Consider the following 26,124-nt stretch of genomic DNA (forward strand, 5'->3'; position numbering starts at 1 on the left):
CGCAGGCGCAGCAGCGCGGCGCCGTCACCCGCCGCCGCGAGGGTCACGGCGGCGTGCAGGGCCACGAACGCGGTCGGCGGCTCCGCCCGCCAGCCCTCCGGGGCCCCGGCGAGGACCGCCTCGGCCGGCAGCGGGCCGTCCCAGGTGCCGGTCACCCGGCAACGCCAGAGCAGCGCACCGGAGTCCACCAGCGCGCGGGCGCCGGTGACCATGGGCGGCGCGAGCTGGGCGAGGTAGCGGGCGCGTACGGCGTCGGTGTCGCCCGTCATCAGTTCGTGCAGGGCCGCGTGCCAGCTGAAGTGGGCCCGGTTGTTGGCGCGCGGGCCCTCCGCGTCGATCCAGCGGTCGATCCAGGCCAGGCCCTCGGTGTGCCGGCCGGTCTCGTAGAAGATGTGGGTCCGCGCGTGGACGGCGTGGCCGGAGCCCGGCTCGGCGGCCAGGGCTCGGACGGTCAGCTCCTCGGCCTCGTCCCAGCGCTCCTGTTCCTGGCGGACGAAGGCGAGCTGGCCCTGGTACCACCAGTCGTCCCCGTAGGCGGGGGCGAGCCGCTCCACGAGGTCCCAGCTCTGTTCGCCGCACGTCACGCCGCCGAAGGCGATGGTCGGTACGGCCAGGCTCACGGCGAAGGCGTCGCGCGGGTGGTCGTCGATGTGGCGCAGCAGGGCGGAGGAGCCGCCGCCCACGGCGCTCGCGGCGGCCGCGACGAAGCTGCGCTCCCGCGCGTCGCAGCCCCGGCGCACCGCGTCGCGGGCGGCCGCCAGGGCGCCGGGTATGTCCACGTCGGCGCCCCATTCGTGGCCGAGGAGGGCGAGGGCGGCGTGGCCGACGGCGAAGCCGGGGTCGGCGGCGACGGCCTCCTTCAGGCTCTCCTCGGCGCCGCACGTCACCCGCAGGACGCTGTCGAGCGCCCGGTTGTACGCGGCGGCCGCGTCCAGCGTGGTGGTGAGCCGCAGTCCGTAGCGGTCGGTGGGCGTACGGCGGCGGGCGACCGGGGCCGCGCCGAGGGCGTCGACGACCGCGGCGGCCACTTGGGCGGCCTGGGCGCGGATCTCGGGTACGGCGGTGGTCTCCCACAGCTCGCCGCGGCGGGGCGCGCCCAGCGTCCACAGCCGCGCCTGCGGGTGTCCGCCGTTCAGGCGTCCGTCGGGGCCGGTGCTCAGCCCGAGGCCGTGCGGGCCGGGGCGGGCCAGGCCGCCGTCGAGCAGGGCGGCCGGCAGGGGGTCGCCGGCGCGGCGGGCGTCGCCCTGGGGGCCGGTGCAGTTGACGACCGCTCCGACGGTGACCGCCTCGCCGTCGGCGAACTCGACGCGCAGGAGGTCCCCGTCGGGCTTGGCGGCCGTCACCTCGGCGGCCCGTACCGCCAGCCGGCCGCTCTCCCGCGCGGCGGCGATCCGGGCGGCGGTGGCGGCGGGCATGCGGTGCCGGTGCACCTCCCACAGGCGCAGGTCCTCGCTCAGGAAGCGGGCGCGGTCCGGGGCGGTGAGCCGCTGCCACAGCGTGGTGGTGAGCGGGCGAAGGCTGTCGAGCGCGGGCCGCCAGTCGCCGTGGGTGCGCCGCGTGCGGGCCACGTGACGCAGGACGGCGGCGCGGAGGGCGGCGAGGTCCTCGGTGCCGGTGAGGGGCGGGGCGGGGACGGGGGCAGGCGCGGGGACGGGGGCAGGCGCGGTGCGGCTGTGGGATCGGCCCGCGCCGCCGTCGCCCTGGCCGGGGGCGTGCGCCGGGGCGGTGGTGCTCGCGGGCGGGCCGGGATGAGCCGCACCGGCCGGCTGTGAGGTGCGCGCCGGGGCCGGCATCGGCCTCGCGGCCGGGCCGTGGGGCCCGCTGGGGGAGTCCTGGCCGCGGCCGGGTGCCGGCGCGGTGGTGCTCGCGGTCGGGCCGGGAACCCGGTCCGGACCGGCATGAGCCGCACCGGTCGGCTGTGAGGCACCAGCCGGGGCCAACATCGGGCCCGCGGCCGGGCCGTGCGGCCCGCCGAGGCCGTCCTGGCCCGGACCGTCCTGGCCCGGACCGTCCTGGTCGGGGCCGTCCTGGCCGGGGCCGGGCGAGTTCGCGTGCGGCGCCGTGGCGCGGGTCTGCGGCAGCAAGCCGCGGGCCCCGCCGGGGCCGTCCTGACCCGGTCCGTCCTCGCCCGGACCCTCCTCGCCGCGACCGCCCTGGCCAGGGCCGGGCGCTGCAGGGCCGGGCGCCGGGCCGGGCGAGTTCGCGGGCGGCGCCGTGGCGTGGGTCTGCGGCAGCAAGCCGTGCCGGGAGACCGCGTGGACCGTGCGGTCCGGCCGGTCGAGGGTCACGGCCACGTCGGCCATCGTCAGGCCCGTACCGACGAGGAGGACGTCCGCGCCCTCCGGTACGCGCGCGAGCGCGCCCGGCTCCCACGGGTCGGCGACGAACCCCGCCGACTCGCGCAGGCCCTCGGGCGCCCAGTCCGTGCCGGGCGCGTGGTTGCCCGTGGCCAGCACGACCGCCTCGGCGGCCAGCTCACCGCCGGAGGCCAGGCGCAGCGTCACGCCGCCGTCCGCGCGCGCGGCGGCGTGGACGACGCGGTCGCGCAGCCGGCGCAGCCGGGTGTCGCCGGCCCGCGCCGCGCTGTGCCGCAGGTGGTCGGCGAGGTAGGCGCCGTAGAGCGCGCGCGGCGCGAACGTGCCCTTGGCAGCGGCCGGTTCGCGGTCCCGGAGCCAGCCGAGGAAGTCCTCGGGGCGGTCGGGATCCGCGCTCATGCGCTCGGCGGGGACGTTCAGCAGGTGCCGGGCGTCGGTGGTGGAGTACGCGGCACCCCGCCCGTTCTCCGCGGCCGGGTCGATCAGCACCACCTCCAGGGGGAGGCGTGCGGCGGCCGCCGCGTCGAGCAGTCGGGCGGCGGTCATCGTCCCGGCGGCGCCGGCCCCGACCACCACGACGGTGCAGAATGGATGTACCCCAGCCATAGAGCGAGAACCCCCAGCGCAGCACGATGTCTACTTTTTCGATGGACATAGTTGTCTCGGTCCATCCAAGACTCTCTCGCCGCCGCGCGCCAGGGATCCCCGGATATACCCTTAGCCGCCCCCTAGTTCGTGCCGGAACCGGCCGGAGAGGACCCCGCGTGAGGATTTCGGCCAAGTCCGACTACGCGTTGCGCGCCATGGCGCAGCTCGCCCGCGACGGCGCGGACGGCTCCCCGGTCAAGGCGGTCCGCCTGGCGTCCGAGCAGGACATCCCGCTCAAGTTCCTCCAGGGCGTGCTCTCCGAGCTCAAGCGCGCCCGGCTGCTGCACAGCACCCGCGGCCCCGAGGGCGGCTTCGTCCTGGCCCGCCCGGCGACGGAGATCACCCTCGCCGACGTCTACCGCGCGATCGACGGGCCGCTGATCAACGTCCGCGACACCCGGCTGTCCGGCATCGAGTACGCCGGCCCCGCCGAGCCGCTGCGCGAGCTGTGGATGGCCGCGCGCAGCAGCCTCCGCAACGTCCTGGAACAGGTCACCCTGGCCGACCTCGCCGCCGGTTCACTGCCCGCCGCCATCACCGAACTCGCCGAGCAGTACCGGCGCGACGTCCGCACGTACTCCTGACGCCGCGTCCCCTCCTGGAACCCGGGGGAACATTCCAGGGGTTGCCGGGGGTTTCTCCGGACCTGTGATCGTATGTAGGTTCGGAAGACTGGGGAGGACGTCACGTGTCCAGGGGAAAACTGCTGGCGGTCAGCGATCTGCATGTCGTCTACGAGGACAACCGCGCCATCGTCGAGACGCTGCGGCCGGAATCCGACGACGACTGGCTGATCGTCGCCGGTGACGTGGCCGAGCAGTACGCGGACATCGCCTGGGCGCTGCGCCTGCTGAGCGAGCGCTTCACCAAGGTGATCTGGGCACCGGGCAACCACGAGCTGTGGACGCACCCGCAGGATCCGGTCGACCTGCGCGGCGAGAAGCGCTATCTGCACCTGGTCGAACTGTGCCGGAGCCTGGGCATCGCCACCCCCGAGGACCCGTATCCCGTCTGGCAGGACGAGGACGGACCGGTCGCCGTGGCCCCGCTGTTCGTGCTCTACGACTACTCCTTCCGCGTCCCCGGCGCCGACACCAAGGAGGAGTCGCTGCGCCGGGCCTACGAGGCGGGCGTGGTCTGCACCGACGAGCACTTCCTGCACCCGGACCCCTACCCCTCGCGCGACGCGTGGTGCCGCGCCCGGGTCGAACTCACCGAACGCCGCCTGGCCGCGGTCGATCCGGCGCACCGGACGGTCCTGGTCAACCACTTCCCGCTGGTGCGCGAGCCCACCCGGATCCTGCGCTATCCCGACTTCGCGCAGTGGTGCGGCACCGAGCTGACCGCCGACTGGCACGTCCGCTTCCGGGCCGCCGCCGCGGTCTACGGTCACCTGCACATCCCGCGCGTCACCTGGCACGACGGGGTGCGGTTCGAGGAGGTGTCGGTCGGCTATCCGCGCGAGTGGCGGCCCCGGCCGCCGCGCCGCCACCTGCGCCAGATCCTGCCCGTGCCCGCCGGCGAGACGCCCGGGGCGGGCCGGTGATCGAGACGATACTGCCGGCCGGGACCGTCGCCGAGGAGACCTTCGCCGACCCACCGCCGACGGCCGGCGCCCTCTTCCCCGAGGAGGCGGCGGTCGTCGCACGGGCGGTGCCCAAGCGGCAGAACGAGTTCACGACCGTACGGCTGTGCGCCCGCAAGGCGCTGGGGCGGTTGGGCCTGCCCCCCACGCCGCTGCTGCCGAACCGGCGCGGTGCGCCGCAGTGGCCCGCGGGTGTCGTGGGCAGCATGACGCACTGCGACGGCTACCGGGCGGCGGTGGTCGCGCGGTCCGCGGACGCGGTCTCCCTCGGGATAGACGCCGAGCCGAACGGGCCGTTGCCGGAGGGGGTGCTGTCGGCGGTGTCCCTGCCGGGTGAGCGTTCCTGGGTACGGGCCTTCGCGGCGCGGCGGCCCGATGTGCACTGGGATCGGCTGCTGTTCAGTGCGAAGGAGAGTGTTTTCAAGGCGTGGTATCCGCTGACGGGGGCTGAGCTGGACTTTTCCGAGGCGGAGTTGGGTGTGGAGCCGGAGTCGGGGACGTTTACGGCTCGGTTGTTGGTGCCGGGGCCGGTCGTCGCCGGGCGGCGGGTCGGGGAGTTCTCGGGGCGGTGGGCGGCGGGGCGGGGGCTGGTCGTGACGGCGATCGTGCTGTGACGGGGGGGCGGGGTTTTTTTTTCCCCAGCCCCGCCCCTTCCCGTAACCGGGGGCGAGCCCCCCGGGCCCCCGGCTGCTGCGGCACGTCGTACCGGACGCGATGTTCGAGACCCGGTTCGGACTGAAGTACCTGCACGCGCGGGGCCACCACCACCTCGCCACCAACCGGCTCCAGGCCGCGCTCGCCGACTTCCGGCGGTGCGGAGAGCTGATGCGGGAGTGGTCCCTGGACCTGCCCGCGCTGGCGCCCTGGCGCAGCGACACGGCACGGGTCCAGCTGGCGCTGCACCAGCGCGAGGCCGCCCGCGAACTGATCGGCGAGGAGCTGGCGCTGCCGGGCGCGGCCGGTGCCCGTACGCGCGGCATCGCGCTGCGCGTCCTCGCCGCGGCCCGCGACCTCAAGCAGCGGCCGCTGCTCCTGCGCGAGGCCGTCGACCTGCTCCAGGCGTCCGGCGACCGGGTGGAGCTCGTCCGCGCGCTGGCCGGCCTCAGCCGGGCGCACCACAGTCTCGGCGAGTTCAACCGGGCCCGGATGATGGGCCGCCGGGCGCTTCAGGTGGCCACGGACTGCGGCGCGGAGGAGCTGTGCCGGCAGTTGCTGGCGGGCCAGGACATGGCCGACGGCGCCGACAGCGCGGAGGCGGACGAGGCCGACAGCGCCGAGGCGCTCAGCGACGCCGAGCGCCGCGTCGCCGCGCTGGCCGCGATGGGGCACACCAACCGGGAGATCGGCAGCAGGCTGTACATCACGGTCAGCACGGTGGAGCAACACCTGACGCGGGTGTACCGGAAGCTGGACGTGACCCGGCGGACGGATCTGCCCCTGCGCCTGAAGGACGGCGATTACAGCTTTCCGCAGCAGGTGACGGCCGAGAGGTGGCCAGTGGGCGCGGAGGCGTAGGCGGTGTCCGGTGGGTCTTCGGCCGCCGGCCGCCTTTGCCGCCTGCGGCGGCGGGCGCGGGTCTTCGACCGCAGGCCGGCCTTGCCGCCTGCGGCGGCGGGCGCCCTGCGGGCGCGTCCTCAAGCGCCGGACGGGCTGATTGTGGCTGAGCTCAGCCGAAATCAAGCCCGTCCGGCGATTGAGGACACCACCGCGCAGCGGAGGTGCGCACGACGCCACCCGCTCACACGATCCGCCGGACACGGCCCCCGTCAGTCCGTCGACAGCAGCCGGAACTGCATCGCGCGGGTGACGGCCGCCGTGCGGTCGGAGACGCCGAGCTTGCCGAAGGTCCGCAGCAGGTGGGTCTTGACCGTGCTCTCGCCGATGAACAGGCGGCGGCCGATCTCGGAGTTGGTGCAGCCCTCGGCCACCAGCCGCAGCACCTCCAGCTCCCGCTGCGAGAGCTGCGGCCGGTCCGGCTCGCCGCCGCGCAGCCGGGAGACCAGCGCGGCCGCCACCGTGGGGGCGAGCACGGTCTCGCCGCGCGCGGCCGCCCGTATGGAGTCGGCGAGGTCGCCGCTGGAGGCGTCCTTGAGGAGATAGCCCGCGGCACCGGCCTCGACGGCCCGCAGGATGTCGCGGTCGGTCTCGTACGTGGTCAGGACCACGACGCGGGTTGCCGGGTGGGCGGCGAGGATCTGGCGGGTGGCCTCCACGCCGTCGCCGCCGGGCATCCGCAGGTCCATCAGCACGATGTCGGGCTTCAGCCGGGCGCAGAGGGCGACGCCCTCGGGCCCGGACGAAGCGCCGCCGACGACGTCCAGGTCGGGCTGGACGTCGAGCATGCCGCGCAGGCCCTCCCGTACCACGGGGTGGTCGTCGACGAGCAGGATCCGGATCATCGGTTGGTCTCCTGGAGCGGTGCGGGAAGGGCGGGCGCGTCGGGGCAGGACGCCGCGGTCAGCCGTACGGTCAGCCGGGTACCCTCGCCGGGCGCGCTGGTCAGCTCCGTGGTGCCGCCGATCTCCGAGACGCGGGCGCGCATGCCGGGCAGGCCGTAGCCCTTGCCGGGGCTGGTGGGGACGAAGCCGCGGCCGTTGTCCCGTACGGTCAGCTCCAGACCCTGGGGCGTGTGGGCCAGGGAGAGCTCGACGCGGGTGGCGTGCGCGTGCTTGCGGATGTTGGACAGTGCCTCCTGGGAGGCGCGCAGGGCCACCACCTCGACGGCGGGCGGCAGCTCGCGGGGGGTGCCGGAGACGTGGACGTCCACCTCGATGCCGAGCTCCTCCGCGAGCCGGTCGCCGAGGCGTCGTACGGCCTCGTCCAGCGAGCTGTCGTCGAGCTGGGCGGGGGTGAGCGAGGCGACGAGGGAGCGGGACTCGGCGAGGTTCTCGCGGGCGGTGCGCTGCATCAGGTCGACGTAGCGGCGGGCCTGCTCGGGGTTGCGCTCCAGCTCGCCCTCCAGCGCCTGGCAGAGCATGACGAGGCTGGTGAAGCCCTGCGCGAGGGTGTCGTGGATCTCCCGGGCGAGCCGCTCGCGCTCCAGCAGGGCGCCGTGCGCGACCGAGAGGCGGGTCAGTTCGTCGCGGCTCTCGTCGAGCCGGCGGATCAGCTCGGCGCGCTCGGTGCTCTGCACGACGATGCTCTCCACCCAGCCGCCGATGGCCATCGAGGAACCGGCGACGACGACGGCGATCAGCACCGTGCGCAGCAGGTGGCCGGGGTCGTCCCACATCAGGACCGTCCAGCCGACCAGCGGGGCGATGTTGTAGACCAGCAGGAAGGCCATCGCCCGGAGCCGGTCGAGCAGCATGTACGACAGCGGCGCCAGGGCGACCATGGCGACGGACGCCTCCTGCGCGAGGATCGCCGCCGGGGTGTAGAGCACGGCCATGCCGGCGCAGAAGGCGACGGCCCGCCGGGAGTTCTCCGGGTCGCCGTGGAGCGCGGGCCGCCCGACGGCCACGTACAGCGGTACGGACAGCAGCAGCCAGCCGTTCATCAGCCAGACCCACAGGCCGGGCCCGTGCGAGAAGGCGACGAACAGCTCCGCCACCACCAGCGCCACACCGAAGTGGAAATCCCACAGCCGAGCGTTCCGCTGCCACGCATGGGTGGCACGGGCGCTCGGCTGTGGGGCCGCGGAGGGCACGGTCATCCGTCGCGCCGGCCCTTCCAGCGGAATGTCGTCAGGCACAGAATCAATCCTCCGATGCACCAAGCGCCCAGGACGAGGGCGACCCGGCCGAGCTCCCAGTCTCCGGCCTGCTCCAGCATCTTCGCCTGGTCGGGCAGGAAGACCGCACGGAAACCCTGGCACATCCACTTCAGCGGGAAGAAGGCGCCCACGTGCTGCATCCAGCCGGACATCGAGTTGATCGGGATGTAGACGCCGGAGATGAACTGGATGACGAGGAAGGGCAGGGTCACGATCGGCGTCGCGCTCTTGGCGTCGCGCGGCACGCTGCTCATCGCGATGCCCAGCAGCGAGCAGGCGATCAGGCCGAGCAGCAGCACCCAGGCGAAGGTGAACCACTTGGCCGGGTCGCTCGGCAGCTCCAGGCCGAAGAAGGAGATGCCGAACACGAGCAGCAGCAGCGTCTCGGAGACGCCGGTCGCCAGGACCAGCCACAGCTTGCCGAAGAAGAACGAGCTGCGCGGGATGGGCATGGCCGCCAGGCGGCGCAGGTTGCCCTCGTCGCGCTCGGTGGCGATGCCGATGGCGATGGCCTGGAAGCTGGTCGACATCAGACCGGCGCCGAGCATCGCGGCCACGTACAGCTGGGAGACGGTGACCCCGGCGCCCTCGACCTTGTCGTGGAAGATCGACGCGAACATCGTCATCATCATGATCGGCAGGGCGAAGGTGAAGACCACGGCGCCCGGGTTGCGGCAGAAACCCTTGATCTCCAGGCCGCCGCGGAGCAGGCCGAGACGGAAGGCGCCGGGGAGCTTGCCGGCCCCGCCGGCCGGGTGCAGGCCGGGTGCGGCGGGACCGCCCGCGAGAGTCTGGGTCATGCCGCTGTCTCCTGTTCCTTGATGAGGCCGAGGTAGATGTCTTCGAGGGAGGGCCGGCTGACCGTCAGCTCGGGGATCTCGCCCTTGAAGTACGCCGCGAGCTCGGTGACGACCGCGGTCGGCGAGTCGGTGCGGTGCTCCATGGGCCCGTCGGCGCCCAGCCAGGAGACGGTGGCCTGGGCGGTGGCACGGCCGCCGAGGGTGACCGGGTCGCCTTCCGTGACGACCTTGCCCTTGACGACGACGGCCAGCCGGTCGGCGAGCGCCTCGACCTCGTCCAGGTAGTGCGAGGTGAGCACGATGGACGTGCCGCCGTCGGCGAGCGAACGGATCAGGTCCCAGAACTGCCGCCGGGCCGCCGGGTCGAAGCCGGTGGTCGGCTCGTCCAGGAACAGCAACTCGGGGCGGCCGATGACGCCGACGGCGACGTCGACGCGGCGCCGCTGGCCGCCGGAGAGGCCGCCCACCCGGGCGTTGGCCTTCTCGGTGAGGCCGACGAGATCGATGATCTCCTCGGGGTCGCGCGGGTTGGGGAAGTACCGGGCGAAGTGCCGTACGGTCTCGGCGACCGTCAGCTCGCCGGCGACGACCTCGTTCTGCCAGACGATGCCGATCCGCGACTTCCAGCGCCGCGAGGGGCGGCCCGGGTCCTCGCCGAGCACGTCCACCTCGCCGGCGTCGCGCTTGCGGTGACCCTCCAGGATCTCCACGGTGGTGCTCTTGCCCGCACCGTTCGGCCCGAGGATGCCGAAGATCTCGCCCCGCCGGATGTCGAGGTCCAGACCGTCGACGGCGACGTGGTCACCGTAGGTCTTCCGCAATCCGCGGACCCGTACTGCTGTTTCTGCCATATCCCCAGCCTGTCGGCCCGGGGAGCGCGGCGGTACGACCGAGGGGACAGACCTGTGTCCACCATCCGGTGGACACGGAGGGCGTCCGCCCCGGCGGGCCGTGGCCGGCCGGGGGTCGCACGGATCCGCGGGTTCGCGTCACTCACCTTGCGAAAAGGGAAACAAGCGGTGGGGCCGGCCAGGGCCCGTCACCGCGGCCTCTGTATGAACCTTCTGTCCGAATCCTGGGTGCAGGTCGAAGAAAGGCTGTCCATGGCAGTGAACGGTCGTGGTACGAAAGGCAATTCCCCGCGCTGGAAACTCACCCCCACATCGGTCGGAGCTACTTTCGGTTCCGTCACCGCGGGCGTCAGCGGCGCCTATGTGACGACCGGCTCGGTGCTGGTCACCTGTGTCGCCGGCGGCCTCGGGCTGCTCGTCGTGGTGATGCTGCTGGCGGTGTTCCTTCTCGCCCGCTGAGCCGGGAGATCCGGGGCCGGTGGCCGCTGTGCGGCGGCGACCGGCCCCGGGCCGGCTTTTCACGAGCACGTCCTCACTGCCAGACGGTGATATTGACCAGGCAGCGCGCCTCCGGAGCTTCCCAGCGGGGAAGCGGCGAAGTGTCCGGGGCGAGTTCGGGTACGGCCGGAATGCCTGCCGTACCGCTCTCCGGTCCCTGTTCCGGGCCATGCTCCGATTCCTGCTCCGGCGCGCGATATGTGGTGAACGCATTCGAACTGAACAGCATTCTGAAGATCAGGCAGGCCGTTCCCCAGGCGGACAGGGAATCGTAGAAGGCCCGGTCGACCATGACGCGCTGCGGTACGACCACGTCCAGGTAGTGCCGCCACGCGTCGGATCCCGGCAACAGGTCGGCGTCCGGACGGACATAGCCGTCCCACAGGGGCCCGGCGATTCCCGGCCGGTAGGAGAAGACCCAGCGGCACTGCTTCGGGTACGAGGCGGCCATCGCCGGGTGTTCGGCGGGTGGTCCCAGCAGGGTGACGTCGCCGCGGAAGAGATTCCACAGCCGCGGCAGGGTCTCGAGGCCGAGCTCCTGGAGGAAGGTGCCCAGCCGGGTCAGCTGCCCCGACCGGTCCCGGGTCCGGAAGTCGTACAGCTGGAAGACCCTGCCGCCCGCGCCCACGCGTGGGTGCCGCACGAGGACCGGGCCGCGCGAGGTGAACCGGATCCACAACGACACGATCGCCAGCATGGGCAGCGCCGACCACAGCAGCGTGGCGCCGACGGCGAGGTCCAGGGCGCGCTTGCTCCTCCTCATCGGCGTCTTCGGGCTCCTCGGCACCGGGGGCCCGCTCCTGGGCGCCGCCTCCTCCCGGAGCTGGGACAGGGCCTCCGGGTGCAGGCTGTCGGGCCGGTGCTCGCGGAGGTCACGCAGCTGGATCACGGTGAACAAGGTGGTCGAGACGATCACACCGAGACCGGCGGAGTGGATCACCGCCTGGCCCCATCTCGGGACGCCGTTGCCGGGCAGGGCCACCACGGCCAGGGCCGCCATCCCGACCAGCAGCAGCCCCAGCCCCAGGTAGCACCACCACCGCCGGAGGCTGCCCTTCCGGGCCGCCTCCGGCAGCGGCGCCGGGCGGCCCCCACGCGCCGCCGCACCCCCCACGCAGCCGGTCAGGCTCAGGAACTCCTGGAGGCCGGCACTGCCCGACTTGTGGTCGCGGACCACGGCCCGGCGGGCGGCCTCGATCTTGATCTCCAGAAGCTTGCGCTCCACCGCCCCGTCGGAGATCTCCGCCGCGAGCCCGGCGTCGAAGGCGTCCTTGAACTCCTTCAGCCGCCGGTCGGCCTCCCCCTTGACCGGATCGCTGACCAAGGCATACCTGTTGAGAGGGGTCAGCAGATCCCGGATATTTCCATCGATGGGTTTTCCGACACTTTCATCGAAGCCTTCATCAACGCCTTCGTCGCCGTAGGTGCTCATTACTCCTCCTCACCATGCGTGTCAGCTGTTGCGCGACTCTCCTGCAGAATGCTGGTTAGCTTGGCTCTCGCCGATCGCAAATTGGACCTCACCGTCGCCGGAAGATCACCGGTGATCTCGGCGATTTCGGAAGGATTGAAACCGTCGTAGGTATAAGCGATGACCTGGCGCTGTTTGTATCCGAGATTCCTCATCAGCGCGAGAACGGCTTCCTCGTCCGCACGCGACGGCACCTCATGACCGGGGAGCCCCGCGCCCACCGCCCAGCCGCCCTTGAGCGCCCGCTTCGGTGCGTCCAGATCACGGGCCGTCGACCGCAGAAAGTGTCGCTCGGCCGCCTTGCGCACCCACGCGAAGGGGTGGGTGATCTCGGCCCAGCATTCCAGCGCGTAGATCATCGCGGCGGACGCGGAGTCCTCCGCCTCCTCCTTCGTGGCGCCGATGAACCGGAGAAAGCCGATCAACTTCCGGTAGTCCGACCGGAAGAACCTGTCGAATTCATTCCCGTCGGGGCCCCTGCGGTGCTGCACGAGATATCCCTCCTCAATCGGCACTCGCTGCTGATGCAGGGGAGTGACACGAGGAAGGGTCAACGTGTGATGCGAGCCGGAACTATATCCAGCCCATCGCATAAATCTATATCCGGCCCCGCCGGCCATGAAGAATTGATCAACCGGATCCCCCCGACCCGTCAATACGTTCGAACTTCGCCCCATCGCAACGACCCCCGTCCGGGCCCGCACAGGCGGCTGACAGCGAGACCCGCACATGGCCTTCCCTTTTCGGAACGGCAACCGAACACGAACAGACGACCGACCCTGCCATCCCCCCGGAACGCCCCCCGTGAGCGCTCCGACGAGCCGGTGTCCGTCGCCTTCACCCATGAGTGCCGCGAAGCCCCCGGAACGTGCAGTGTCCCGCCAACTTTTTTGTCGAACCCCCACGAGCACGCCGGCCCCCCGCGAGGACACGGCCCGAAGGCACCACCGCACACGACGAAGGCCCAGCTCACAGAGTGAGCTGGGCCTTCGTCCTTCGGAGCCGCCTTCGGGATTCGAACCCGAGACCTACGCATTACGAGTTGTCCGATCTTGGTCCGGGGGCGTCCACGGCCGTCCGCGTCCCCTCACCAACCGCAGGTGAGAGAGGGTGGCGGACGAGAACGGATGACGGTGGACGATGGTGGACCAGCCTGCCAATCGAGACCGGAATTGAGACCAGGGCGCCCCGCCGGAGCAGGTGCTCCGGCGGCTCCAGACCTCGTCCTCTCGCCTCAACTTCAACAGGTCAGCCCAGCAGGTGGACGTTCACCGCACGGGCTTCTTCCGCCATGTCAGGGAGCTCCACCACGCTCACCCCCTCGTCACGGAGTGCCTCCACACCGATGCAGTCACCCACGAACAGATCCGGCTCTCGCCACGCAATGACGACGCGGCGAATGCCAGACCGGAGTACGAGCTGGGTACAGGTGAGAGGTCTCGACTTACGCTCTGAGCAGGGCTCCAGGGTGCTGTAGAGCGTGGCCCCGGCGAGTCGCGCATCGTCGTCTGCGGACAGCTTGGCCAACGCGGACTCTTCCGCGTGAACGTGCAGATCGGTCTCTCGTGAGTAGCCGTGCGAGATCTCGTTGCCATCTGCGCCGACGATGACAGCACCCACGGAATACGCGCCTTCCGCCGGCGGGCACCGTCGGGACAGCTCGATGGCGGCCGCCATCCAGGTGCGATCAGCGGCGGTGACCGCGTCGTTGTTCACTTGATGCTCACCAGGTTCGGAAGGTAGCGCAGCAGGACGACGTCACCGATGGTCCGGGCTTCCGCGAGTGCCATGCGGCGGCTTGATCCGCCGGGGTACGAGGCTGGGCTGAGGAACCGGGGCGCGTCGGCATCGCCCACGAGCAGAGGCGCAATGGCGAGATGGATCTCGTCGGCCAGCCCCTGGGAGAGGAACGCGGTGTGGACACTGCCGCCTCCCTCCACCATCAGCTGCTTGACGCCGCGCCCGCCCAGGTCGTCCAAGAGCTTGCCGAAGTCGATGTCCGGCCCGAGGGAAACGACGTCGGCGAGCCCCGCGAGCCGTGCGCTGAGCCTCTCCTGCCCCGCATCGGTGGTGTAGGCGACCTTGGCCCCGCCGTGGTGCCAGAACTTCGCTGCCGGGTCGAGATCACCACTGCCGGAGATCGTGACTTTCAGCGGGTATTCAGGGAGGCCCCGGGAAACGCGGTCGGCCCGGCGCTTGTCGCTGTTGACCAAGAGTCTGGGATTGTCCGCTCGGATGGTCCCGGCGCCAATGAGGATGGCGTCGGATTCGGCGCGGACCTGGTCGACCCTGTCGAAGTCGTCGCTGTTGCTCAAAAGAAGACGCTGGGGGCTCGCGTCATCGATGTAGCCGTCGACAGAGGTAGCGACGCTCAGCAGGACGTATGGGCGGGGCAAGGTGTTCTCCCTGGTTACGGCAGCAATGGTGGAGTGAGGAGTCATGCTTCGTGAAGAACGGAGGCGTTGAGTGCGTCGCGGAACTCTTGCACGGAGGGGACCGTACGCCACCGGTTCAGGTCAGAATCGAGCCGCGCCAGCTCACTCAGGATTCGCGCGGAGCCCGTCTCGTTGCCGATGTTGAGCGCCTGAAGTCCGATGATGGCGGCTTGCTCAGCATCCCGGCTTCCAGCATGCGCCAAGGCTTCCCGTGCGAGGTAGACGCCGTGGTCGCGGTGATAGCCGGCGGGTAGGGCTGCGATCGCGGTTCGGAATCCCTCAGCGGCTGCTTGGTGGTCCCCAAGGACGGACAGGCTGCGGGCGCGCTGCACGTCGATGTACGCGTCGTCCAGCCACACCCCCCAACTGCCCGCCTGGTTGCCGTCCATGGCGTGCAGCAGTTCCCGCGCGTGGTCGTACGAGCGCATGCACTCCCGTGAGTCCCCGCGGAGCGCGTGCCCGTGAGCCGCGTACGTTGCAGATACAGCAGCCAGCCGGGTGCCGGGCCGGGCCGCGTCCTCCGCAGCTTCCGCGACGTCGACCGCTTCAATCGCGTCCCGCATGTCGCCAGCGAGCTGGCTCTTCCGCGCCAGGATGTAGACCGTGAGGTCCGGGTCTCCGGCCATGTGCGACCACTGGAGTGCCCGGTCTGTCCAGTACTGCGCCGCTCGGTGGTCCCCCGCGTCCTGGTGGAACCAGCCACAAAGCTCGGCGAACTGCGTCTGCACCTGAAGCAACTGGCGGCGGTCCGTGCCGCGCTTCCCCTCGCGCAGTGCCGTGATGACGTGGATCTGTTCCTGCACCTTCGGAATCAGCTGACGCGGACCGAACAGGTTGTCCGAGTCGATGAGCACGCGACGGATGGCCTGGAGGTGCTCGACAGGGTTCCGGTCCACGACGGGTATCCGCGGCGTCGGAGCACCGGCCTCTGCTAATGGGGCACTCGCGATGCTCGCTGCTGCGGCGCCAAGGCCACCCAGGAAGATCCTGCGCGGTACAGACACGAAGATGATCCTTCCGTCGGAAGTACGGCAGGGGACAGTCACCCCCTCCTCATCCGACATTGCCTCGACGCCCGTGACGCCAGCCAGGGCCACTGGGGCCTTAGCCACATGAGGCCCGGCTTTGGCCACATGGCCGCGAGACAAATCCCCCATAGCGACCCCGCTATGGATCTCCTGGAAGAGCCCGACTAAGGCACCGCCGGCGTCGAGCGCCTGATCGTATGCCTGCACCAAAGCTTCCGAGGGCGCTTGGTCTCCGCGCTCAACTCGGGCCATATAACTGATGTCATACCTGATCCGAGCCTTCAACTTACCCAAGGACAAGCCGCGCTGATCGCGCCACGACCGCATGTTGGAGCCGAGGTGATGCAGGGGGCTCGCGTGCGGTGTCAACTCATTCGGACGTTGTCCCATCCGTCCTCCCCATATAGCCCATGTGGCTGCTCATGGGCGGCCACATCACGTACCTGGTAGCCAGTCAAGTGCTCTCGCTACAAACGACGCATAGCGAAAACCAACCTATCGGCGTCGGCCAGGCAAGGAGGAGCGATGGCATTAACAGCTGCTGAGCGGCACCAGCTGATGGTGGCTTTACGCCAACTCTCGGCGGATGTCCACCGACTGGAGCGGCGAATCGAACGCACGGCCCAGCTTGTCAGTCTGCACGGGTCGAGCTCTCCAGCTGTTGAAGCCGGTCATCCAAGCGGGCCAAGTGTGCCCGCAACAGCTCGATCTCTCGCATGATCGTCAGGAACTCCGAGCCGGGACCTTGCTCCGCAAGCGTCTCGGGGCGATCGCTCACGAAGTAGCCGCGCGTGGAGTCGGCGCGGATGAAGCCACCTTTGACAAGCAACTGAAGGGCCTTGGTCGCGGTGCCTGCGGCGACCTGGAAACGGGCTGCGATGTGGCGGACTGCCGGCAGCTTCTCTCCTGGCCTCAGCTTGCCGGAAACGATTTCCGCGCGAAGGGCATCCGCGATCTGTTCGTTCACCCGGCGTGCGTCGTCAGCGGTAGGCGTCATGCCCCGATGCTAACCGCCTCCTTCCTGGTCCAACTGGCACTGCCAACACAGACTCTTGTACTGCCTGTGTCAGTCATGCTAGAACAGTCTCACCAGCAAGCGCAGCCACCGAACTGGGCGGCGCGAACCGGTGAGAGACCCGTTTGACGTGCGCAACGTACGTCCGGAGGGCCCTCGTGAGACGGGTCCGAAGGAAGCGTCTGACCCTTGAGAACTGCATAGCGATCATGCGGGACCGCTACGGGAGCGCAGCTCCGGCAGGCGCCTAGGTTGAGGAACCGGGGGCGAACCGCCGAAGCAACTGTTGCTCTCCCCCTACGCACGGCAACGCCACCCCGGATTGGGGTGTGGGGAAGGACCGGGAGCTGACCAGTACGCGAGGCACGCGAGTGTGCACGGCTGGATGGCAAGCGGTATGACCAGTGGGGTCCCAAAGCATGTGGCGAGATGAGACAGATCGCCCCCGAGACGGCCGGGTCACGTTCGTCCCAGAGCGGCACGCCAACAGCCTCGGCAATGGAGAACACCGCAGCATCACCATCCGGTGCCACCCGACGCTCGCCGCCCTGCTTCGTCAGGCAGAGACATGACGCCCGGGAGTACGAACCCCGGCAGCCCCGAGAAGGCGGGCGCATTGCGCGCCATCACGAACTCGCAGCCACGCGCTGCCCAGACGCTTGCCGTACCGCCCCATGCGGTCCGGTGGAGCGGTGGAGAGCGCGGCGGCAATCCCACGGATCATCAACGACAAGCCGATGACCGCGAGGTCGCAAGCGCTTCCCGGCAGCGATCACACCTGCCGTCCTGCACCACCCGAGTGAGCTGTCGTCTCGCCAAAGCCTGCGGCTCACTCGGGCATCCCTGCCCGTTCTCCACTGATCAGGAGACCTGTGCTGATGAAGACTTATATCGGCGGACATGAGGCCGTCACCGTCGACGACTTCCTCGAACTGGCGTTAGGGACGCCGCCCGAGCTGTGGCTGGGCGTCGAGGACGAGAGCGAGGAGGAGCGGTCCGCCCGGCTGGACGCGGCCCGCGACATCCTCGCCGACAACCCGCACCTGTACGACACCGTCACCCGCGTCGCCGCGTCGCTGATCGAAGCCCGCGCCGTGGCCCCGCACCGGCTCACACCGGTGAGCCGCCCCAGGAAGAACCAGGGCGGCCAGGTGGCGCCCGGGGCGGAGGCGGCATGAACACGCTGGCTTCCGTATCCGCGGCCGCCGCCCCGCTGCTGGCCGGATGGTCGGTCCACACCTTGCTGCTGCGCCGAAGGATCGCCCGGATCCGCCTGGACCCGCTGACCGGCTTGCCCGGTCGCGCGCAGTTCACCACCTCGGCCCGGCGCGATCTGCGCGCCCCCGGCGCCGTGGTCGTGCTGTTGGACCTGGACGGTTTCAAGGCCGTCAACGACACCCACGGGCACGCCGCCGGCGACGCGGTCCTGACCGCGGTCGGCGACCGGCTACAGACGTGGGCGGCCCTGCTGGGCGGCAGCGCCGGACGGCTGGGCGGCGATGAGTTCGCCGCTACGGCCGTAATCCCCGACTCCGCCCGCCGGCCGTTCGAGCTGCGTGAGCTCGACGAGGTGCTGTGCTCCCCGGTGCCCTTCCGGGGCGCTGAGCTCACCGTAGGCGCCTCCATCGGCGCGTTCGCCGTCGCCGGCCTTCCCGCCCCGGCCTTGGATCTCGCGCTGCGGCGTGCGGATGAGGCCATGTACGCGGCGAAGCGTACGGGCGGCGGCTGGCGCATCGCGGAGGGCCCGATCCCGGAGATGACCACCACCAACGGTCGCCGGACCGGCCGCCCCGGCACCACCGCCCCGGCAGGAGGCCGCCGATGACCGCACTGCGCCACCGCCTCTACCGCCGCCTCCACCCACGCCGCTACCGCGCCGGACAGCTCGCGGAGCAACGGCATCAGCTCCTGGACCTTGATGCGCATCTGGTGCGCGAGGACTACACCCAGCCCGCCGCCCTCGACGCCGTCATGACGCCCGTTGACGGGCGTCGAGCGGGTCAGGCCATCGGCCGCCGCACGCCCGCCCCCGCAAAGGGGACCTCATGAAGATCTGGCGTTGGAGGCCCGGCCGCGTACCCGGTAGCGGAAGGCGTTCGACGGGCGTCAACGGCCCGTCGACGCCCGTCGGCGTGACGATGCCGCCGCTGGTTGAGGTGGCGATCACCTCGCTCGCGGGCGGGCTGACGATGGTCCTGACGGCGATCGCCTTCTGGCTGTCGTACGAGCATTTGCAGGAACTCGCCGCCCGTCACGGCATGGCCGACGCCGTCGCCCGGTCGTGGGCCTGGCCCGGCACCGTCGACCTGTTCATCGTCGTCGGCGAGCTGCTGATCCTGCGCGCCTCACTCGCCCGGCGCGTCGACTTGTGGGCAATCGGCCTGGCCACAGCAGGTTCTGGCGGATCGATCGCACTGAACGTGGCGGGGGTCGGCACGGACGCCACCACCCTGGACTACGTGGTGGCCGCCGTGCCACCGGTCGCCGCGCTGCTGGCGTTCGGCGCGCTGATGCGGCAGGTCCACGCCTACCTCGCCCACCGAGCGCAGACGCCCGTCACCCCCGTGTCGACGCCCGTCGACCGCCCGTCGATGGGCGTCGAGGTCCCGTTGACGCCCGTCGAGACGGCCCCCGTACCCGTCACGGTGACCCTCGACCGGCCCCCGGTCGGCGAGTCCGTACAGGAGCCTGCCGAGGGCCCTGCGACGCGGGAACTCCCGCCGCCGTCGACGCCCGTCACCCCGGTGTCGACGCCCGTCGAAGCCTTGTCGACGCGCGTGCACCTGTGCCCTCCGGTGATCTACCGCAATCGTGCCGACCAGGTGATTCGCGCACTGTTCGGCACGGACTTCGCCCAGCCGAGTACCGCCCGCATGACGGAGGCGATGGCCGCGGCTGGGCTGGGCGGCTCGGAGTCGACCGCCCGCACCGCGCGCGGCCGGGTCAGGGCCCGTGAGCCCTACCTGGCCAGTCTCCCCACCGCCATCGCCAGCTGACGCGCACCTCCCACAAAGGAGCACCGCAGATGGAACCCCAGACCATAGGTGACCAGGGTCCGGCCATCGTGGCCCTGTACCGGCTGCTCAAGACCTTCCCGCACCTGCCCGCCGCTGACTTCAGGGTCGGCACCGTCATCCTGCGTTCCCGCGTCGTGGAGGGCATCAGCATCACGCTGTACAGCTCGTTCTCGGACTTCGAGACCTGGCGGGAAGCGCTGGGCATCGACGTCAACACCGTCGAGTGGCAGCCCAAGCCGGACCTGTCGTACGAAGTCCTCAAAGGCGGCGGCTCCTTCGCCGACGTCGCGGTCGACCTGTCCGGCCTCATCCCCCGGGAGCCCGAACCGGTACCGGTGACTGCTGCCGCCGCGCTCTGATGTCGCCGACTTTCGGCAAGTGCTACGACCCGACCGGGGAGGTCCACGGAATCCCTACCTTCCCGTGGCGTCTGGCCCCGGACGGCCTGGCCACGATCAGGCAGTTACGGGCCCAGGACCTGCGCCCTGGCGGCCAGGCGATCGCCGCGCAGGTGATGCGCCACAACCGCCGCCGCGGCGGGGTCCAGGTCGCCTACCTCTACCCGATCGCCGGGGCGAAGAAGGTCCGCCCGATGACCCCCGCGAAGCGCGCCGCTCTGGCAAAAGCGATGGCGGCCCGCCGTACGTGTCCCGCCTGCCGCATCGACGCCGGTTACTGCATCCCCACCTCACTGGGGATGTGCGTGACCTGCGCCTATCCCGAGGAACAGCGCGCCGCCTGAACCGTCCAGAGAAGGGAAGCGCATTGCAGTACCGACGTCTTCGTCTCCCGGCCGCCGCCCTTGTCGGCGCGGCCGTCGCTCTGACTGCCGGATCGCGCCTGCGCGGTTACGACGTGCCGGTGGCCTTGACCACGGCGTGCGCGCTGGCGCTCTTCGCCAACGTCACGTGCTCGATCAACCACCTGGTGGAGGTCGCCTTCGCGACCACGCACCGGTGCCAGGTGAGCGGCTGCTCCTTCCGCGTCCGCCTCTCCGACGCGGACGCTGCGGAGAGCCGCCGGTGGCAGGAGGCCGCCGCCGCGCACCCGCGCCACGTCCCCACCTCCCGCAGCTGAGGCAAGTCACCAGTTGGACGCCCCCGGCCTGCTTACCAGGGCCCGGCCGGGGGCGCCCTTTCACTCCCCAAAGGAGCGAAAACAGTGTCCAACACCAAACCTGCGGGGGCACTACCGCCGCCCGCACCGACACGAGAGACGGAGCCTGCCGCTGTTACGGCCGTGTCCGACGGTGGGCAGTCGGTTCCGATCGAGTTCACCGTCACCCACGCCCCCGAAGAGCAGGCCCAGACCCGCTCCCGACAGGGTGCCGGGCTGCCTGTTCTGCCCGCTGCCGTGTTCGGGGCGGAGGCCGTCTCGACCAGCTCGGCCGCCCTATATGCGTCAGCCGGTCTGGTCGGCACGATCGCCGCGGCCGGCGTCGTGGCCGGTACGGCAGCAGGTGTCGCGGTAGTCAGGTCACGGCGTACCCGCCGTGCCGGCCTGGGAGGTTCAGCCGGAGTCTTCCGGGGTGCGAGGCGGGGCGGTCTGGGCCGGGCGGCCGGCATGTTCGGCAGTACGGATGCTGGTGGTGGCCGCCGCCGTTCGGTTGGTGGCCGCGGAGTCGGGGCGGGATGGGGCCGTGGGCGGATTGGCCGCCAGCGCCGCGCAGGTTCCCTGGCCACTGGACCGGCAAGCGCAGGGGCATCGACACCGCGCAGCGGCAGCAGTCGCAGGGGCGGTGCCGGCCGGGGGGTGTCGCTGGCCAAGCAGCCCCGCATGGCGGCTGGATCGGTGGCCGGCACCCGCGGCCCCGGCCCCAGGGTCGGGACGCTCGGCGGTAGTCCCCGCGGCGCCCTGGGCGCCCCCGGTACGCGTTCCAGGGCCCGTGCGGGCCGTGGCACGGGTGGCGGGAAGGTCGGGAGAGCTGGCGGTGGGCACGCCCATCGCGGCGCCGGTGGCCGTAGTAGTGGGCGTGCCGGGGTTCTGGGGCGCCTGGGCTTGCGTCGTGGCGCGGCCTCGGGCGCGGGTTCGGCTCGTTCGGCCGACCGACCGGGCCGGGGCGGCAGCACTCCCAAGGCGGGTGCTGCCGGACGGGCCCTGGCTGCTGGCCGGGGCGGGGTGCGGCCTGCGGTTGCGGCTGCCGCGCGCCGGGCCGGGCGAGTGGCGGTGCGCGGTCTGGCCTCAGCCGGGCGGGCCACCGCGAAGGCCGCTCAGTCTCCTGCCGCACAGAGCCTGCGGGAGCGGATCCGTACTGCCCGGCGGGAGCTGGTGAAGAAGGGGCGGACGGTGGTGCCGTATCTGGCCCGGTCTGCGGGGGCGAAGCTCGCGGCCGGAGCCGTTGGTGCTCTGGCCGCAGTGCCGGGCTTCCTACTCAAGACGCTCGCGGCCGGCGGCGGAGCGGTGCTCCGGTGGCTGCACCTGGCCCCACGCACCGGAAGGCCCTGGGGTGAGCACTTCCTGTCCTGGGGTCCGAAGGCTGCCAGGGCGGTGCACCGGCGTCTGATGCGCAGGGCGAAGAGCAAGTACACCGAGGCCACGCGCCCGGACGTCGCCCTGCGTTTTCCGCAGCCGGGCCGCCCGTTCGCAGGTGCCCTGATCGCCCCGGGCGGGGCGCATTTCGGAGGAGATCTGGTGTCCGTCTTCAAGCGTGAGACCGAGGGCGTGCGCGAGGCGTACGCACGTTACGAGCCGCCGATGATGCTGGCGGTGGCGGCCGAGTACTGGGGCCTGCCCGAGGGCCTGACGTCCACGGCTGAGGCGGTGCGCCAGCTCGCGGTCAACACTGCCGACAAGTACCCCGCCGACGCCCGCATGGCGGACCTGGTTGCCCAGGTCTACGCCCTGATCCACCGGGCCGCGCAGAAGGCGGGCGAGGTCGGGCCGCTGTTCGCCAAGGTTCACGAGCACGACCTGCGCCGCTACGAGGAGCCCCGCAACGGGGAGCACATGTGGAACATCCTGGAGCGCCGCCAGGACGGCAGCTTCGGGCAGCGCCAGCCCTCGCAGTTCGTGGCGGTGTGCCAGGACATCGCGCACGTCTACGCTCGCTACGAACCGGGCCACATGAAGCAGGTCGCTGCCGAGTACGAGGGCATCCCCGACGGCATCGAAAACGTCGCCGCGGCGGTGAACCTGCTTCAGGTCCGTTCCAACGACCGCTACCCGGTCGACAAGGCGGTCGTGGATGCGATCGCCGATATCCACACCCTTCTCATGCAGGCCGCGTCCGCCGCGCAGGAGCTGATGCCGAACTTCCGGCGCCTGCACGCCCCCGACATCTCCCGCCACGAAGCACCTCGCAACGGCGAGGAAGGCGAGGCCATGTGGGACGCCTGACCAGCGCCCCATGAGCACCCCGGATGCCTTTGAGAGCACAGCGCTTCCGTCCCTCTCTCGCGGGCCAGGCACCGGTTACCCCCGGGTGCCTGGCCCGCCCCGTCGCCCGCGTGAAGGAGACCGATCCCTGATGGCACGTAGCAGTACCTCCTGCCTGGACTGGGGCTGGAAGGTCACCCCTGCCGCTGGGGCGGCCATGGCCGCCGGCGGCGCCTACAGCCTCGCTGCCACCGGCGGCCTTACCGGGCTCCCCCCGGGCTACGCCCTCCTGGCCGCCGGGGCCGGCGCCCTCGCGCAGGCCGGAGGCGACCTCTACCAGCGCCGCCCCCACGGCCACATCGTCACCCGCTGCGCCGCCTGGTTGGCCGCTGGCGGTTGGACCGCCGTCGCCCTCACCGATCACGATGCCTTCACCTGGGACAGCGCCGGGTGGTGGGGAGCGGGGACTGCGGCCGCCGTGGTCCTGGCCCGCGCCCTGGCCGGCGCGGAGCAGACCGCGAAGACCGAGCGGGCTCAACGCAGCCTGCAGAAATGGGCAAACGGCAAGGCCGGTGAATGGCAAAGGCGCCTGGCCGAGCTGTTCCGCCTCGAAGGACACAAGGTCGATGGAGTGACGCCCTGGAAGGGCGACGTCGGCTACACCGTCCGCGTCCAGATGCCCGAAGGCACCCCAGAACTCCCCGCCAACGCCGGCCACACCCTCGCCGCAGCCTTGCGGCTCCCGCGCGGCGGCGGCATCCAGATCACCGACGGCATGGTCTACGGCGAGATCCAGATCCGGGTGACCGCCAAAGACGTCATGGCCGAGGAGATCCCGTACCCCGACGACACATCCGTCACCAGCATGGATGACCCCCTGGCCCTGGGCCTGCACCCCGACGCCGAAGACGCCGTCATCCGCCTAGCGGCCGACTGCGCCCTGTTCGTCGGCCAGGTCGGCTCCGGCAAATCCAACCTCGTCAACGTCACCAACGCCTCAGCCCTGCGCACCAGTGACGCGCTGGTATGGCACATCGACACCACCGGCGCCGGCATCTCCATGCCCTGGCTACGCCCCTGGGCCGTCGACGGCACCGCGCACGTCCCGGTCATCGACTGGACGGCGGACACGGTCGAAGAGGCACACATCATGCTCGACGTCGCCATCGCCGGTATCGAGTCCCGCAAGTCCGGCTACCAGGACCTGATGTACGACGCGAACGACGACAAGATCCCCGTCTCCGAGGAACTTCCGGCGATCGTGATCCTGGTGGACGAGATCGCCGAACTCCCGATGAGCATCCTGAGCAAGCTCGACTCCGTCGTCGACACCGGCCGGGCGGCACGGGTCCGCGTGGTGATCTGCGGACTGCGCGCCACTCAGGACGTCATCACCGCCGCGATGAAGAAGCAGTCCCGAAACCGGGCCGCCATGCGTGTGTCCGACCCGGAAGAGCTGCACCACCTCTTCCCCACCGGCACCGGCCGCCTGGACCCCAAGGCCGCCCCGCACCGCGGTTGCGGCTTCCTCTCCTACCCGGGTGCCGAGGACATCGAGACCGCCCCGGCCCCGTTCAAGGCATACCGGCTCACCCCCAAACGGATCTCCCACCTCGCTGTCACCTTCGCTGGCCGCCGCCCCACCCTGGACCCGGTCTTCCTCGACACCGCGCCCGCCCGGTTCTACGCCTCGCGCTGGGGCCGCATCCTGCCCCGCCGCTACAAGGACAAAAAGCTCTCCACCGCGACCCTGCCCTACACCGACATGGAGATCCTGCGCCCGCTCATCGACGAGATCACCGGCCTCCCCCTCACCGGCGCAGGCGAGAAGGCCACTACCAACCCGGCATCCCGCACCCCGGCCGCCAGCGCCGTGGACGCGAGCGACGGTGAAGGGGAGGGCGGCCCGCAGATCCGGTTCCGCGGTGACCTGCTCTCCCAAATGCTCGACGCCGCCCGCACCGTCACCGGCCGCCACGACCAGGCCCCCGAGGACGAAGCGAACGTGATCCGGGCCGAGTTCGGACGCGTCGTCCAGCAGACCGGCGGACCTGACAACCGCCCCGACCCCGTTCCCCAGCTCCTGCGCGACGCGCACCAAGCCGTCATCGCCGCCGGCGGGCGCATGCACTCCGGCACGCTCGCCGCAGCACTGGACCTCGACCCCAGCGCGTTCGGTGCCGAGCTAAACAAGATCCTCAAAACGGTCGGCGTCACCCGCCCCGGGGCCGGGACTGTCCGGATCGGAGACGACTCCAAGGTCGGCTATCTGGCCGAGACCCTCGCGGAAGCCATCACCCGGTACCGCAACGCACAGTGACCGCTACAGGTCGCGTGACCCACACACCCGCAGCTCATACGCACCCCGCAGCATCTGTATGACGCACACGCCCTGTGTGAGCCATTGACCAGTGCGTATGAGCCGTGTGAGTCGCACAGCACGACGGGCCGCAACCGTCCGCGACCCCCTCCGGAACCGGATCCGGGCCCTTCCTTCGCCGCCCGTATGCCTCACACAAAGGTGCTCACTCCACGTCACCGAACTCAGGAGAACACGTGGTCCTCTCCCTCTCCGCCGTCGTCGTCCTGGGCATCATGACCGCCCTCATCCTGCGCGCCCGCACCGTCGGCCCCGGCACCGCCGTCGTGCTCTTCCTCTTCGGATTCTTCGCCGCCGGCACCGGCGCGGCCGGGCCCATCAACCGCGTGTGCGCCGCGCTCATCCACGCCATCCCCAACCTCACCTCCTGACAGGAGACCCCGCATGCGCCAACCACCCCCGCCCAACGTGACGTTAGGGACCCTCGCCCCGCACATCCCCGCCGAGCTCTACCGCCAGGCCGGCGGCCGCCCCTTCGTCATCGTCCAGACCACCCCGACCCCCGAGCGCACCGCCCGCTCCTACGCCGGGCCCGTCTTCATCGGCCTGGCCATCGCGCTCGGCCTCATGGGCACGATCGCCGCCGCCCTCGCCCTCTTCGAGTTCGCGATCCGCACCGCGGCCGTCGTCGGCTCGCTCTCCGGCCCCATCGGGGTCGGCCTGAGCCTCAAGCTCTTCCACTCCAAGAAATAGCCTCGGGAGGCTCCTGTGATCCGCCGCTTCCTCGCACGCCGGCGCCTGGAGATCCGCTTCCACCCCGCGTGGTACTCCCACCGGCTGGGCCACCGCCCCATCGGCCCCCGCCCCATGCTCGCCCTGCACCGCCTCCCCGACCCCGCATGCCCCACCTGCGAAGGTGACGGCGCCGTGATGTCCGGCTACCCCGGGGCGGAAGAGCCCGACTTCGAGGACTGCCACTGCGCGCCGTTCCTGCCCCTGGCCCGGTTGTGGCTGCCCCACAAGACGGCCACGCTCCAGCGCTGCTCCGTCTGCAAGCACCGCCGCCGCGCATGCACGTGCACCTTCGCCACCGAACCCCCCTTCTGACCCG

The 26,124-nt window shown here is 71.2% G+C and carries 28 protein-coding genes and 1 pseudogene; 17 read left to right on the forward strand and 12 right to left on the reverse strand.

Going from position 1 to position 26,124, the window contains the following annotated elements; all coding sequences use genetic code 11:
• On the reverse strand, positions 1-2,891 hold a 2,891-nt coding region (locus J7E86_RS05155), incomplete at its 3' end, for an FAD/NAD(P)-binding protein (RefSeq protein WP_215080215.1).
• A gap of 188 nt (positions 2,892-3,079) precedes the next feature.
• On the opposite strand from J7E86_RS05155, the gene J7E86_RS05160 reads away from it, so the two are divergent.
• The 4 genes from J7E86_RS05160 to J7E86_RS05175 all read left to right on the forward strand — a co-directional run bounded on the left by J7E86_RS05160 (position 3,080) and on the right by J7E86_RS05175 (position 6,063).
• Positions 3,080-3,547: an Rrf2 family transcriptional regulator gene (locus J7E86_RS05160; RefSeq protein ID WP_215080217.1), complete on the forward strand. Its 468-nt coding sequence runs from the start codon at positions 3,080-3,082 to the stop codon at positions 3,545-3,547.
• A gap of 104 nt (positions 3,548-3,651) precedes the next feature.
• Entirely contained in the window at positions 3,652-4,509 is an 858-nt protein-coding gene (locus tag J7E86_RS05165) for a metallophosphoesterase (protein WP_215080219.1), read from the forward strand.
• Positions 4,506-5,162, forward strand: coding sequence for a 4'-phosphopantetheinyl transferase superfamily protein (locus tag J7E86_RS05170; RefSeq protein ID WP_215080221.1), 657 nt, complete (start codon positions 4,506-4,508; stop codon positions 5,160-5,162). Before J7E86_RS05165 ends, J7E86_RS05170 begins: the two co-directional genes overlap by 4 nt.
• A gap of 100 nt (positions 5,163-5,262) precedes the next feature.
• Positions 5,263-6,063 carry a LuxR C-terminal-related transcriptional regulator gene (locus J7E86_RS05175; RefSeq protein WP_215080223.1) on the forward strand — a complete coding sequence of 267 codons (801 nt, stop codon included), beginning with the start codon at positions 5,263-5,265 and terminating at the stop codon, positions 6,061-6,063.
• Between the two features lie 251 nt (positions 6,064-6,314).
• On the opposite strand, the gene J7E86_RS05180 is transcribed toward J7E86_RS05175, so the two are convergent.
• The 4 genes from J7E86_RS05180 to J7E86_RS05195 are packed head-to-tail and all read right to left on the reverse strand — an operon-like array spanning position 6,315 to position 9,914.
• Entirely contained in the window at positions 6,315-6,947 is a 633-nt protein-coding gene (locus J7E86_RS05180; RefSeq protein ID WP_215080225.1) for a response regulator transcription factor, read from the reverse strand.
• The gene (locus J7E86_RS05185; protein WP_308312474.1) at positions 6,944-8,242 is read right to left on the reverse strand and encodes a sensor histidine kinase; all 1,299 of its coding nucleotides are present in this window, start codon (positions 8,240-8,242) and stop codon (positions 6,944-6,946) included. Before J7E86_RS05185 ends, J7E86_RS05180 begins: the two co-directional genes overlap by 4 nt.
• The gene (locus J7E86_RS05190) at positions 8,200-9,063 is read right to left on the reverse strand and encodes an ABC transporter permease (RefSeq protein WP_215080227.1); all 864 of its coding nucleotides are present in this window, start codon (positions 9,061-9,063) and stop codon (positions 8,200-8,202) included. The genes J7E86_RS05185 and J7E86_RS05190 overlap by 43 nt, the downstream gene beginning before the upstream one ends.
• Positions 9,060-9,914 carry an ABC transporter ATP-binding protein gene (locus J7E86_RS05195; protein WP_215080229.1) on the reverse strand — a complete coding sequence of 285 codons (855 nt, stop codon included), beginning with the start codon at positions 9,912-9,914 and terminating at the stop codon, positions 9,060-9,062. The genes J7E86_RS05190 and J7E86_RS05195 overlap by 4 nt, the downstream gene beginning before the upstream one ends.
• Before the next feature lie 252 nt (positions 9,915-10,166).
• On the opposite strand from J7E86_RS05195, the gene J7E86_RS05200 reads away from it, so the two are divergent.
• Positions 10,167-10,373 carry a hypothetical protein gene (locus tag J7E86_RS05200; protein ID WP_215080231.1) on the forward strand — a complete coding sequence of 69 codons (207 nt, stop codon included), beginning with the start codon at positions 10,167-10,169 and terminating at the stop codon, positions 10,371-10,373.
• A gap of 73 nt (positions 10,374-10,446) precedes the next feature.
• Here J7E86_RS05200 and J7E86_RS05205 read toward each other — a convergent pair whose 3' ends face one another.
• From J7E86_RS05205 to J7E86_RS05225, 7 genes and pseudogenes are all read right to left on the reverse strand, one after another.
• Positions 10,447-11,844: a sugar transferase gene (locus tag J7E86_RS05205; protein WP_215080233.1), complete on the reverse strand. Its 1,398-nt coding sequence runs from the start codon at positions 11,842-11,844 to the stop codon at positions 10,447-10,449.
• Positions 11,844-12,374: an RNA polymerase sigma factor gene (locus J7E86_RS05210; RefSeq protein ID WP_215080235.1), complete on the reverse strand. Its 531-nt coding sequence runs from the start codon at positions 12,372-12,374 to the stop codon at positions 11,844-11,846. Before J7E86_RS05210 ends, J7E86_RS05205 begins: the two co-directional genes overlap by 1 nt.
• Positions 12,375-13,131: 757 nt before the next feature.
• Positions 13,132-13,599, reverse strand: a complete 468-nt coding sequence (locus J7E86_RS30765; RefSeq protein WP_308312475.1) for a deaminase — start codon at positions 13,597-13,599, stop codon at positions 13,132-13,134.
• Complete coding sequence (locus tag J7E86_RS30770) at positions 13,596-14,279, reverse strand: RibD family protein (RefSeq protein ID WP_251018690.1); 684 nt, start codon at positions 14,277-14,279, stop codon at positions 13,596-13,598. The genes J7E86_RS30765 and J7E86_RS30770 overlap by 4 nt, the downstream gene beginning before the upstream one ends.
• Positions 14,280-14,320: 41 nt before the next feature.
• Positions 14,321-15,172: a DNA-binding protein gene (locus J7E86_RS30775; RefSeq protein ID WP_308312478.1), complete on the reverse strand. Its 852-nt coding sequence runs from the start codon at positions 15,170-15,172 to the stop codon at positions 14,321-14,323.
• Positions 15,173-15,520: 348 nt separating this feature from the next.
• A pseudogene (locus J7E86_RS30780) lies at positions 15,521-15,736 on the reverse strand (multiprotein-bridging factor 1 family protein); the annotation flags it as partial.
• A 241-nt stretch (positions 15,737-15,977) separates the two neighbouring features.
• Complete coding sequence (locus tag J7E86_RS05225) at positions 15,978-16,343, reverse strand: GntR family transcriptional regulator (protein ID WP_215080237.1); 366 nt, start codon at positions 16,341-16,343, stop codon at positions 15,978-15,980.
• 896 nt (positions 16,344-17,239) lie between these two features.
• Between J7E86_RS05225 and J7E86_RS05230 the strand changes: the two genes are divergently transcribed.
• The 12 genes from J7E86_RS05230 (at position 17,240) to J7E86_RS05285 (ending at position 26,120) form a co-directional block, all read left to right on the forward strand.
• Positions 17,240-17,539, forward strand: coding sequence for a hypothetical protein (locus J7E86_RS05230; protein WP_215080239.1), 300 nt, complete (start codon positions 17,240-17,242; stop codon positions 17,537-17,539).
• Positions 17,536-18,186, forward strand: a complete 651-nt coding sequence (locus J7E86_RS05235; protein ID WP_215080240.1) for a GGDEF domain-containing protein — start codon at positions 17,536-17,538, stop codon at positions 18,184-18,186. Before J7E86_RS05230 ends, J7E86_RS05235 begins: the two co-directional genes overlap by 4 nt.
• Complete coding sequence (locus J7E86_RS05240; RefSeq protein WP_215080242.1) at positions 18,183-18,410, forward strand: hypothetical protein; 228 nt, start codon at positions 18,183-18,185, stop codon at positions 18,408-18,410. The genes J7E86_RS05235 and J7E86_RS05240 overlap by 4 nt, the downstream gene beginning before the upstream one ends.
• A complete protein-coding gene (locus J7E86_RS05245) occupies positions 18,407-19,357 on the forward strand; it encodes a DUF2637 domain-containing protein (RefSeq protein ID WP_374223766.1) in 951 nt (316 codons plus the stop codon). The genes J7E86_RS05240 and J7E86_RS05245 overlap by 4 nt, the downstream gene beginning before the upstream one ends.
• 29 nt (positions 19,358-19,386) lie before the next feature.
• Positions 19,387-19,737, forward strand: coding sequence for a hypothetical protein (locus J7E86_RS05250; protein WP_215080244.1), 351 nt, complete (start codon positions 19,387-19,389; stop codon positions 19,735-19,737).
• Positions 19,737-20,120 (forward strand): RRQRL motif-containing zinc-binding protein, encoded by a 384-nt coding sequence (locus J7E86_RS05255; RefSeq protein WP_215080246.1) that lies wholly within the window; start codon positions 19,737-19,739, stop codon positions 20,118-20,120. Before J7E86_RS05250 ends, J7E86_RS05255 begins: the two co-directional genes overlap by 1 nt.
• 119 nt (positions 20,121-20,239) lie before the next feature.
• Entirely contained in the window at positions 20,240-20,455 is a 216-nt protein-coding gene (locus J7E86_RS05260) for a hypothetical protein (protein ID WP_215080248.1), read from the forward strand.
• A 1,425-nt stretch (positions 20,456-21,880) separates the two neighbouring features.
• Positions 21,881-22,714, forward strand: a complete 834-nt coding sequence (locus J7E86_RS05265) for a hypothetical protein (protein ID WP_215080250.1) — start codon at positions 21,881-21,883, stop codon at positions 22,712-22,714.
• 130 nt (positions 22,715-22,844) lie between these two features.
• Positions 22,845-25,013 (forward strand): hypothetical protein, encoded by a 2,169-nt coding sequence (locus J7E86_RS05270; protein ID WP_215080252.1) that lies wholly within the window; start codon positions 22,845-22,847, stop codon positions 25,011-25,013.
• A 236-nt stretch (positions 25,014-25,249) separates the two neighbouring features.
• Complete coding sequence (locus tag J7E86_RS05275) at positions 25,250-25,444, forward strand: hypothetical protein (protein ID WP_215080254.1); 195 nt, start codon at positions 25,250-25,252, stop codon at positions 25,442-25,444.
• A 13-nt stretch (positions 25,445-25,457) separates the two neighbouring features.
• Positions 25,458-25,766 (forward strand): hypothetical protein, encoded by a 309-nt coding sequence (locus J7E86_RS05280; RefSeq protein ID WP_215080256.1) that lies wholly within the window; start codon positions 25,458-25,460, stop codon positions 25,764-25,766.
• Positions 25,767-25,781: 15 nt separating this feature from the next.
• Positions 25,782-26,120, forward strand: coding sequence for a hypothetical protein (locus J7E86_RS05285; protein WP_215080258.1), 339 nt, complete (start codon positions 25,782-25,784; stop codon positions 26,118-26,120).
• The last annotated feature ends 4 nt before the right edge of the window (positions 26,121-26,124 follow it).

Source organism: Streptomyces sp. ISL-11, assembly GCF_018614525.1.
Lineage (GTDB): Bacteria > Actinomycetota > Actinomycetes > Streptomycetales > Streptomycetaceae > Streptomyces.

Excerpts from the sequence above, each read along its gene's own strand:
- J7E86_RS05230 (WP_215080239.1), top strand. The coding sequence starts at position 17,240 with ATGAAGACTTATATCGGCGGACATGAGGCCGTCACCGTCGACGACTTC.
- J7E86_RS05245 (WP_374223766.1), top strand. The coding sequence starts at position 18,407 with ATGAAGATCTGGCGTTGGAGGCCCGGCCGCGTACCCGGTAGCGGAAGG.
- J7E86_RS05270 (WP_215080252.1), top strand. The coding sequence starts at position 22,845 with ATGGCACGTAGCAGTACCTCCTGCCTGGACTGGGGCTGGAAGGTCACC.
- J7E86_RS05255 (WP_215080246.1), top strand. The coding sequence starts at position 19,737 with ATGTCGCCGACTTTCGGCAAGTGCTACGACCCGACCGGGGAGGTCCAC.
- J7E86_RS05265 (WP_215080250.1), top strand. The coding sequence starts at position 21,881 with ATGCGCAGGGCGAAGAGCAAGTACACCGAGGCCACGCGCCCGGACGTC.
- J7E86_RS05180 (WP_215080225.1), bottom strand. The coding sequence starts at position 6,947 with ATGATCCGGATCCTGCTCGTCGACGACCACCCCGTGGTACGGGAGGGC.
- J7E86_RS05280 (WP_215080256.1), top strand. The coding sequence starts at position 25,458 with ATGCGCCAACCACCCCCGCCCAACGTGACGTTAGGGACCCTCGCCCCG.
- J7E86_RS05190 (WP_215080227.1), bottom strand. The coding sequence starts at position 9,063 with ATGACCCAGACTCTCGCGGGCGGTCCCGCCGCACCCGGCCTGCACCCG.
- J7E86_RS05240 (WP_215080242.1), top strand. The coding sequence starts at position 18,183 with ATGACCGCACTGCGCCACCGCCTCTACCGCCGCCTCCACCCACGCCGC.
- J7E86_RS05175 (WP_215080223.1), top strand. The coding sequence starts at position 5,263 with ATGTTCGAGACCCGGTTCGGACTGAAGTACCTGCACGCGCGGGGCCAC.
- J7E86_RS05225 (WP_215080237.1), bottom strand. The coding sequence starts at position 16,343 with ATGACGCCTACCGCTGACGACGCACGCCGGGTGAACGAACAGATCGCG.
- J7E86_RS05195 (WP_215080229.1), bottom strand. The coding sequence starts at position 9,914 with ATGGCAGAAACAGCAGTACGGGTCCGCGGATTGCGGAAGACCTACGGT.
- J7E86_RS05205 (WP_215080233.1), bottom strand. The coding sequence starts at position 11,844 with ATGAGCACCTACGGCGACGAAGGCGTTGATGAAGGCTTCGATGAAAGT.
- J7E86_RS05250 (WP_215080244.1), top strand. The coding sequence starts at position 19,387 with ATGGAACCCCAGACCATAGGTGACCAGGGTCCGGCCATCGTGGCCCTG.
- J7E86_RS05235 (WP_215080240.1), top strand. The coding sequence starts at position 17,536 with ATGAACACGCTGGCTTCCGTATCCGCGGCCGCCGCCCCGCTGCTGGCC.
- J7E86_RS05200 (WP_215080231.1), top strand. The coding sequence starts at position 10,167 with ATGGCAGTGAACGGTCGTGGTACGAAAGGCAATTCCCCGCGCTGGAAA.